At 53.9% G+C, this 1,719-nt stretch carries 1 rRNA gene; it reads left to right on the forward strand.

The features are described 5' to 3' along the window. Positions 1–1,687 (forward strand): 23S ribosomal RNA (locus JG725_RS20535); the annotation flags it as partial. Between the last annotated feature and the right edge of the window lie 32 nt (positions 1,688–1,719).

Consider the following 1,719-nt stretch of genomic DNA (forward strand, 5'->3'; position numbering starts at 1 on the left):
CTGTGAGGGCTGCTGGAGGTATCAGAAGTGCGAATGCTGACATAAGTAACGATAATGCGGGTGAAAAACCCGCACGCCGGAAGACCAAGGGTTCCTGTCCAACGTTAATCGGGGCAGGGTGAGTCGACCCCTAAGGCGAGGCCGAAAGGCGTAGTCGATGGGAAACAGGTTAATATTCCTGTACTTGGTGTTACTGCGAAGGGGGGACGGAGAAAGCTAGGTTATCCGGGCGACGGTTGTCCCGGTTTAAGCGTGAAGGTGGGTGGTCCAGGCAAATCCGGACTACCGTCAACACTGAGGCGTGATGACGAGGCTCTACGGAGCTGAAGTAACCGATGCTACGCTTCCAGGAAAAGCCTCTAAGCTCCAGGTAACACGAAATCGTACCCCAAACCGACACAGGTGGTCAGGTAGAGAATACTCAGGCGCTTGAGAGAACTCGGGTGAAGGAACTAGGCAAAATGGTGCCGTAACTTCGGGAGAAGGCACGCTGGATTTGGTGAAGTCCCTTGCGGATGAAGCTGAGACCAGTCGCAGATACCAGCTGGCTGCAACTGTTTAATAAAAACACAGCACTGTGCAAACACGAAAGTGGACGTATACGGTGTGACGCCTGCCCGGTGCCGGAAGGTTAATTGATGGGGTAAGCAGCAATGCGAAGCTCTTGATCGAAGCCCCGGTAAACGGCGGCCGTAACTATAACGGTCCTAAGGTAGCGAAATTCCTTGTCGGGTAAGTTCCGACCTGCACGAATGGCGTAATGATGGCCAGGCTGTCTCCACCCGAGACTCAGTGAAATTGAACTCGCTGTGAAGATGCAGTGTACCCGCGGCAAGACGGAAAGACCCCGTGAACCTTTACTATAGCTTGACACTGAACCTTGAGCCTTGATGTGTAGGATAGGTGGGAGGCTTTGAAGTGTGGACGCCAGTCTGCATGGAGCCGACCTTGAAATACCACCCTTTAATGTTTGATGTTCTAACGTGGGCCCCTGACCGGGGTTGCGGACAGTGTCTGGTGGGTAGTTTGACTGGGGCGGTCTCCTCCCAAAGAGTAACGGAGGAGCACGAAGGTTAGCTAATCCTGGTCGGACATCAGGAGGTTAGTGCAAAGGCATAAGCTAGCTTGACTGCGAGAGTGACGGCTCGAGCAGGTGCGAAAGCAGGTCTTAGTGATCCGGTGGTTCTGAATGGAAGGGCCATCGCTCAACGGATAAAAGGTACTCCGGGGATAACAGGCTGATACCGCCCAAGAGTTCATATCGACGGCGGTGTTTGGCACCTCGATGTCGGCTCATCACATCCTGGGGCTGAAGTAGGTCCCAAGGGTATGGCTGTTCGCCATTTAAAGTGGTACGCGAGCTGGGTTTAGAACGTCGTGAGACAGTTCGGTCCCTATCTGCCGTGGGCGTTGGAAGATTGAGAGGGGTTGCTCCTAGTACGAGAGGACCGGAGTGAACGCACCACTGGTGTACGGGTTGTGATGCCAATTGCATTGCCCGGTAGCTACGTGCGGAAGAGATAACCGCTGAAAGCATCTAAGCGGGAAACTTGCCTCGAGATGAGTCTTCCCTGGGCACTTGATGCCCCTGAAGGGCCGTTGAAGACGACGACGTAGATAGGCTGGGTGTGTAAGCGTAGCGATACGTTGAGCTGACCAGTACTAATGACCCGAGAGGCTTAACCTTACAACACCGAAGGTGTTTTGGTGAGAGACGCA

The sequence above is a fragment of the Brenneria sp. L3-3C-1 genome (genome assembly GCF_016456245.1).
Classification (GTDB): Bacteria; Pseudomonadota; Gammaproteobacteria; order Enterobacterales; family Enterobacteriaceae; genus Brenneria.